The organism is Oceanospirillum beijerinckii DSM 7166, from assembly GCF_000422425.1.
Lineage (GTDB): Bacteria > Pseudomonadota > Gammaproteobacteria > Pseudomonadales > Halomonadaceae > Oceanospirillum > Oceanospirillum beijerinckii.
In genome coordinates, this window is sequence record NZ_AULT01000008.1 from 177,042 (window position 1) to 184,215 (window position 7,174).

The window sequence follows — 7,174 nt, forward strand, 5'->3', positions numbered from 1 at the left end:
AATTGCGCTAAATCAAGAAATAATTAGGCGGAGAAAAAAATGAGTCAGTCTTCCCCAGGAACCTCGATACAAACCAAAATTACGGTTGCTTTACTCCTGGTGTTTGTTCTTGTTCTCGTTGTCTCCATGGTATTCAGTGTGCGTAATGAGCGCGCAATGGTTGAGGAGGTGATCCTGCAGCATACCCAAGATACTGCAGATTCCTATTTTGACGCTGTGAATATCATGATGATTACCGGGACTTTGGCAAACCGAGATATCTTACGCAAGAAAGTGATGAGCCAGCCTGATGTGGTGGATGCCCGTATTATCCGGGGTGAAGAGATCAATAAAGTGTTCGGTCCTGGACGGGAAGAGGAGAAGGTCAGGGATGATTTGGACCGTCGGGCGTTGAGTGGTGAAAAGATCACAGAGATCACCGATGAAGATAGCGGCCGTGTGCTGACTGTACTAAATCCAGTACGGGCCAGTAAGGATTATCGTGGTACGGACTGTCTGATGTGTCATATGGTGCCGGAAGGTACTGTACTGGGAGCAGTGAGGGTGAGCTATTCCCTGGCGACATTGGATAATCACATCAGTGCCAACTTATGGCGTTTGGGGGCTACTCAAATGTTGCTGTTTGTTGCTGGCTTCTTTGTGATTCTCTACCTTCTGCGTCGGTTGATTGTCAGTCCGCTGAAGAGTGTACGTGAGGTATTGGTGCAAGTTGAACGTAACTCTGATCTGTCTGCAGAAGTCAAAGATATTAAGAGTAATGATGAGATCGGTGCTGTTGCGTCAGCATTAAATAATATGCTGGGCCGCTTTCGTGGCAGTATGCAGCAAGTCTCTGGTATGACTCACCAGTTAAAAAGTGCAGCATTAAGTATCTCTGATGTCGCGGAGAGTACGGTGTCAGCAGTGGATAGTCAGCAAAGAGGAACCGATACTGTAGTCTCGGCGATGCAGCAGGTAGAAACGAATGCTCATGAAGTCAAGTCTTATGCGGAAAGCGCTTCAGAAGCGTCTTCCAGTGCGGATCGTCAGGCTCAACTGGGTACGAAAATGACTGAGTCTGCTATTCAGGCAATCAGTCGTTTGACCGGTGAGATCGAGCAAGCATCCCGTGTGATCTCAAAAGTGGGGGGGTACAGCACTGAAGTAGGTACAGTCCTGGACGTCATTACCTCGATTGCTGAGCAGACCAATCTATTAGCTTTGAACGCTGCTATTGAGGCGGCTCGTGCTGGTGAAGCGGGTCGTGGTTTTGCGGTAGTTGCTGATGAAGTCCGTTCGCTGGCCAATCGTACTCATGAGTCGACTCTTGAGGTTCATAAAACCATCGAACAACTGCAGCAGGAAGTGGCTGAGGCGATCCAGGTGATGGAAGGGGCTCAGCAGAGTACCCAATCCAGTGTGGAGGAGGTTGAAAAGGTATCTGAGGCACTGCAGGAAATAGCTGAGGCCGTGTCGGGCATTAATACTTTGAACAGTCAGATGACAATTTCTGCGCAACAACAGGAGCAAGCTTCTGCTGAAGTAAATCGTAGTGTGCAAGAGATAGGTGCCATTGCGGAGCAAACGTCAAAAGAAGCCGGGCAGGGTGTTAAGGTCAGTGAAACACTTCTGGATCTAGCGGTGCAGTTGGAGAAAATGGTAGATCAATTCCGCCTGAAGTAGACGGTACTCAACTCTGAAATAAAACAGCGGCTGCTTTACTGTCATAAAGTGGCCGCTTTTGTGGTTGCATTTCTTCGTTGCAGCTTTTTGTGGTTATGCTGTCATTGGTCTTATGGCATCAGGCATTTAGTTCTGCATCTCGTTGTTTTCCATTGCCGCCAGCTTTTTTTTGCCCGGCTTAATATCTCTTGCTTTAATTACACCGGGGCCACCGCCCGCGCGTTTTGTGCGTACTATAACCCGGCGAGAAGGTTTCTTAACTTGAGCTTCTTCACTTTGATCCGGTTGGGCTTCAGGGTATTTGGTTCGGTCAATCTCATTGCCTACCAGAAAGTCTGCACAGGCATATAGGTCAGAAGAGATAAAACGGAATACATCCATACCGCCAAATTGCTGATACAGCCGCTTTTTATAAGAACTGTAGTGTTTGGCAATAGTATTGGGTAGTTGCTCAGCGAATAAGATATTTGATGAATTAATACCGTTACCCTGTAAGCCACACTTTGGTGCCTGGATGAACATCAGCTCAATCGGCAGACCGTCAAAGGTTTTTTGAGCACCATTGTGCTTACTGAGTATTTTGTCTGTATTTTTAACCAGGTTATCCCGAATTGCTTTGCTGATATGTTTGTATAGCTCAGTGGGGTTTTCTAATGGAATGTCTCGGCCTTTAACGCTGCGGGACCATTCTCCACGATAATTCACTTCAATCTTGCCATATAGAGTACGGCTATTGATCGGGGTCAGGCCATAGGTGTGTAATACAGCATGATCCACGGTAATTTGACGGTCGTATACATCCACCTGAAGGTTGTTGGTGATGATGATGTCAGCGCTGTCTTCAAAAGCCTTTCTGAGTCGACTGGCTGCGTCGGCGCAGTTTTCCTCGGCTAGGCTATCTGATTCTGGTCGAAACTTATACTCGGATAAAATCATGGTGATGGACTCAAATAACGTTATTACAGTGATTATAGTCAGATAGGTATTGGCTTGAGTAGTGGAAGTTTATCGACTGTTTTGGTGTTTTCTAAACACAGGGCTGGAAAAGATGCTGTAAAGATAAACAGATGTTAGACTGCTGCAAAATTTATTATTGATAAGATAACGGACAGATCCGAGCCGATGAGTGCACAAATCAATCATGAAGGTGTTGAGCAGATATCACTGAAGCAATACACCGAGAAAGCCTATCTGGATTATTCCATGTGCGTTATTTTGGACCGGGCACTGCCTCATATTGGCGACGGTCTGAAACCGGTGCAGCGACGAATCGTCTATGCCATGTCGGAACTGGGATTAAAAGCCAGTGCTAAACATAAGAAGTCGGCCAGAACCGTGGGTGATGTACTGGGTAAGTTTCACCCTCATGGTGACAGTGCCTGTTATGAAGCTATGGTGTTGATGGCGCAGCCATTCTCTTATCGCTATCCGTTGATTGACGGACAGGGTAATTGGGGCTCTCCAGACGATCCTAAATCCTTTGCTGCCATGCGTTATACCGAAGCTAAGCTGGCGAAATTCTCTGAGCTGTTATTGGCGGAGCTGGGGCAGGGCACGGTGGATTGGTTGCCTAACTTTGATGGTACGCTGTCGGAACCGGCTGTCCTGCCTTCCCGTGTGCCTCACATATTACTGAATGGCTCTACTGGTATTGCTGTGGGCATGGCGACGGATATCCCACCTCATAATCTTCAAGAAGTGACTCAGGCCTGTATTCATCTGTTGAATCACCCTGAAGCGGGTACTGCCGACCTGATGCGCTTTGTGAAAGCGCCGGATTACCCAACCGATGCGGAAATCATTACACCAAGTGATGAGATCGAAAAGATCTATCAGACCGGTCGTGGTGGTGTCCGTATGCGTGCGGTGTATCAGATTGAAGACGGTGATGTGGTGATTACTGCTCTGCCTCATCAGGTTTCCGGTGCCAAAATTCTGGAACAGATTGCCGCGCAGATGCAAGCGAAAAAGTTACCCATGGTGGTGGATCTGCGTGATGAATCGAACCATGAAAATCCAACTCGATTGGTGATCGTGCCTCGTTCTAACCGTGTGGATATTGAGGCCATGATGGCGCATCTGTTTGCCACCACGGATCTGGAAAAGAGTTATCGCGTTAACCTGAATATGATAGGCACCGATGGCCGCCCTCAGGTTAAAGGTCTGGTACAGATTCTGAATGAGTGGCTGAGTTTCCGTCGTGATACGGTGACCCGCCGCTTAGAATATCGTCTGCAGAAAGTAGCAGACCGTCTGCATATCCTGGCCGGTTTGTTGATCGCTTATCTTAATATCGACGAAGTGATTGAGATTATTCGTACAGAAGATGAGCCTAAACAGGCGCTGATTCAGCGTTTTGATCTCAGTGAGCGCCAGTCCGAAGCGATTTTGGATCTGAAGCTGCGTCAGTTAGCCAAATTGGAAGAGGTTAAGATCCGTGGCGAACAGGATGAGCTGGAAGAAGAGCGTAAGAAGCTGGAGCACCTTCTGTCCTCTGATAAGGCGCTGAGTCAGCTAATTGAAGATGAGCTGACGGATGATGCAGCCAAGTTTGGTGATATTCGTCGTTCTCCTATTGTTCGGCGTGGTGAAGCAAAAGCGCTGGATGAAACGGCTCTGGTGAGTTCTGATCCAGTAACGATTGTGCTGTCTAAGCAAGGCTGGGTGCGCTCAGCCAAAGGTCATGATATCGATCCTGAAGGCCTGAGCTACAAGTCAGGTGATGGTTATCATCTGATGTGCCGTGGTCGTTCCAATCAGCAAGTGGTGTTTGTCGATAGTAGTGGGCGTAGCTACTCTCTACCTGCTCATACTTTGCCTTCGGCTCGTGGTCAGGGCGAACCGCTAACCGGGCGTATTAATCCACCATCCGGTGCTACCTTCCAGGGGCTGGTGGTTGCAGAAGAGAAGCAACGCTTCCTGATGGCCAGTGATGCCGGTTATGGTTTTGTGGTGGACTCATCCGATATGCTGGCGACGAAAAAGGCCGGTAAAGCTCTGCTGGCCGTACCTAAGGGTTGCGAAGTATTACCACCAACCGTGATTCCGGCTAACGATGAGGGGGCTAAAGTAGCGGTCGTTTCGACGGAAGGTCGTCTACTGGTGTTTAAGCTGGAGCAGTTGCCGGTACTGAGTAAAGGCAAAGGTAATAAGATGATTGATATTCCGACGGCTAAGTCGGCGGGGCGTGAAGAGTTTGTCCGTGATTTGGTGGTATTGGCCAAGGATGAAGCCTTGACTATCTACGCCGGTAAACGTCACTTGGTACTGAAAGCTTCAGATTTGGAGCACTATCAGGGTGAAAGAGGTCGCCGTGGTAATAAGCTGCCGCGTGGTTTCCAGAAAGTGGATGCTATCTCCGTAAAGGATGAAGAGTAAATCTACAGGTGGTGTCGAGCTGATCAAGTCGTCAATTAAGTAGGGCAGTAATTGTGTCTCTTGATCCTATCAATCGGCATCATTAAACAAAAACGGATCAAGTCACGCTGAGTGAAATCGGCCTATTAAGGTTGTTCGCCATATAGCGTGGCTTTGTCTATCAAATTTGCTCTTAGTTTATGCTGCTACAAAGCTGCGTTATCAAAACGCAATGTCATCGCTTTTTCATTATCAACGCGTTATCTTGCCCCCCTCATTAAGCGCTGCTCTGGTATACTGAGCGCTCTCTTTTAACCTCAATTAGCTCATAAGGCGTAACAGGCAGGCACATGAAAGAAGTCATCCTGATTAATATTTCTGGTGTTGATAAACCGGGTTTAACCTCATCCATTACAGAGATTCTGGCTGGTTATGGGGTTAATATTCTCGATATCGGTCAGGCGGTTATTCACGATACTCTGTCCTTAGGTATTTTGATTCACATTCCTGAGGAAGCGGAGTCTTCTCCTGTATTGCGTGATGTACTGTTTAAAGCACACGAGCTGGGTGTGAATATTCGTTTTACCCCTGTGGATGAAGAGAGCTATGAACACTGGGTTGAAGGTCAGGGCAAAAACCGCTTTATCGTAACGCTGTTAGCACGCCGTATTACCGCAGAGCATATTGCCAAGGTAACAGGTGTTGTAGCCAGTCACGATCTGAACATTGATCGTATCAATCGCCTGTCAGGTCGTATTCCACTACGTCAGCTCTCTGAGCAAGGCCGTTCCTGCGTGGAGTTTTCTGTGCGTGGTAATCCAGAGAATCTGGATCAGATTCGTGAGCAGTTCCTGAGTCTGGCTAATGAGCTGGCTGTGGATATCTCATTCCAGGTGGATGATGTGTTCCGTCGTAACCGCCGCTTGGTGGTATTCGATATGGATTCTACGTTGATTGAAGCGGAAGTAATCGATGAGCTGGCTAAAGCGGCAGGTGTCGGTGAGCAGGTGGCTGAGATCACTGAAAGTGCCATGCGCGGAGAGATTGATTTCACCGAGAGCTTTAAGCGTCGAGTTGCACTGTTGAAAGGTCTGGATGAATCTGTATTAAGCGGTATCGCTGACAACTTGCCTGTAACTGAAGGGGCTGAGAAGCTTATTTCGACCTTGAACGCGCTGGGTTATACCACAGCAATTTTGTCCGGTGGTTTCACATACTTTGGTCATTACCTGCAGAAGAAGCTGGGCATCGACTATGTGCATGCTAATGAGTTGGAAATTGAAGATGGCAAGGTCACCGGCAACGTGACAGGGGTCGTAGTTGACGGTGAGCGTAAGAAAGAGCTGTTAAAGCAAATAGCTGAACAAGAGGGTGTGCGCCTTGAGCAAACCATCGCGGTCGGTGACGGTGCAAATGATCTGCCGATGCTGGGTACTGCAGGCCTGGGTATTGCTTTCCGTGCCAAGCCAATCGTAAAAGAGAGCGCAGAGCATTCTCTGTCTACTCTGGGGCTGGATGCTATTCTCTATCTGATTGGCTATAGTGACCGTGATCTGGACTAAGGCTGGCAGAAGCAAAATTAAGAACAGTTTTGCTGCTTAGTCCAATGCTTGACTTATAACGCCGGCACATTGTCGGCGTTATGCCTTCTGACTTAAGAATGCTTCCATACTTTAACGCTGCCTTCTTTCAGTATTGCCCTTTAATAGCTTACAGCGCTGTCGGGTGTTGCCTGTATATCTGAAGTTATATTGCCTCTTTTCCTGAGCAACCTTGTTATGTAAGGGAGCTTATTTTCAATGATTCTGAAACTTTTTTACAAAAAAGTGAAAATAGGGGTTGTGCTTTGGTCTTCCGTGCGTATAATACGCCCTCGCTGTCACGGGGTAAGACCTCAAACAGCACCGCAACAGTCTGATTTTTCAAAAGTTTTTAACCGTTTTGAAAAAGACAATTTGAAAATAAATTTCAAATCACTGTTGACAAGAGGTTTGAATGCTGTAGAATGCATCGCCTCGGTTGAGCAAGTTAAGCGCTTGTCTCAACAAGCTCTTTAAAAATTTAGTCAGATAATTCGTGTGGGTGCTTGTCGGGATGATCTTGGAAAAGTCACAAGATTATCAAGAACAAGCAACTCGGAATTCATTTTTGTGTT

The 7,174-nt window shown here is 47.3% G+C and carries 5 protein-coding genes; 4 read left to right on the plus strand and 1 reads right to left on the minus strand.

The window, feature by feature from the left end; genetic code table 11:
• Positions 1 to 39: 39 nt before the first annotated feature.
• A complete protein-coding gene (locus H579_RS0103250) occupies positions 40 to 1,662 on the plus strand; it encodes a methyl-accepting chemotaxis protein (protein WP_028299488.1) in 1,623 nt (540 codons plus the stop codon).
• A 126-nt stretch (positions 1,663 to 1,788) separates the two neighbouring features.
• On the opposite strand, the gene H579_RS0103255 is transcribed toward H579_RS0103250, so the two are convergent.
• Positions 1,789 to 2,598, minus strand: coding sequence for a nuclease-related domain-containing protein (locus tag H579_RS0103255; RefSeq protein ID WP_028299489.1), 810 nt, complete (start codon positions 2,596 to 2,598; stop codon positions 1,789 to 1,791).
• 186 nt (positions 2,599 to 2,784) lie between these two features.
• Here H579_RS0103255 and parC point away from each other — a divergent pair, with 186 nt between their 5' ends.
• From parC to H579_RS0103270, 3 genes are all read left to right on the plus strand, one after another.
• A complete protein-coding gene (gene parC / locus H579_RS0103260; RefSeq protein WP_051227264.1) occupies positions 2,785 to 5,040 on the plus strand; it encodes a DNA topoisomerase IV subunit A in 2,256 nt (751 codons plus the stop codon).
• Between the two features lie 329 nt (positions 5,041 to 5,369).
• Positions 5,370 to 6,581, plus strand: a complete 1,212-nt coding sequence (gene serB, locus H579_RS0103265) for a phosphoserine phosphatase SerB (protein ID WP_028299491.1) — start codon at positions 5,370 to 5,372, stop codon at positions 6,579 to 6,581.
• 237 nt (positions 6,582 to 6,818) lie between these two features.
• Entirely contained in the window at positions 6,819 to 7,076 is a 258-nt protein-coding gene (locus tag H579_RS0103270; protein WP_028299492.1) for a hypothetical protein, read from the plus strand.
• The last annotated feature ends 98 nt before the right edge of the window (positions 7,077 to 7,174 follow it).

Excerpts from the sequence above, each read along its gene's own strand:
- serB (WP_028299491.1), top strand. The coding sequence starts at position 5,370 with ATGAAAGAAGTCATCCTGATTAATATTTCTGGTGTTGATAAACCGGGT.
- parC (WP_051227264.1), top strand. The coding sequence starts at position 2,785 with ATGAGTGCACAAATCAATCATGAAGGTGTTGAGCAGATATCACTGAAG.
- H579_RS0103255 (WP_028299489.1), bottom strand. The coding sequence starts at position 2,598 with ATGATTTTATCCGAGTATAAGTTTCGACCAGAATCAGATAGCCTAGCC.
- H579_RS0103270 (WP_028299492.1), top strand. The coding sequence starts at position 6,819 with ATGATTCTGAAACTTTTTTACAAAAAAGTGAAAATAGGGGTTGTGCTT.
- H579_RS0103250 (WP_028299488.1), top strand. The coding sequence starts at position 40 with ATGAGTCAGTCTTCCCCAGGAACCTCGATACAAACCAAAATTACGGTT.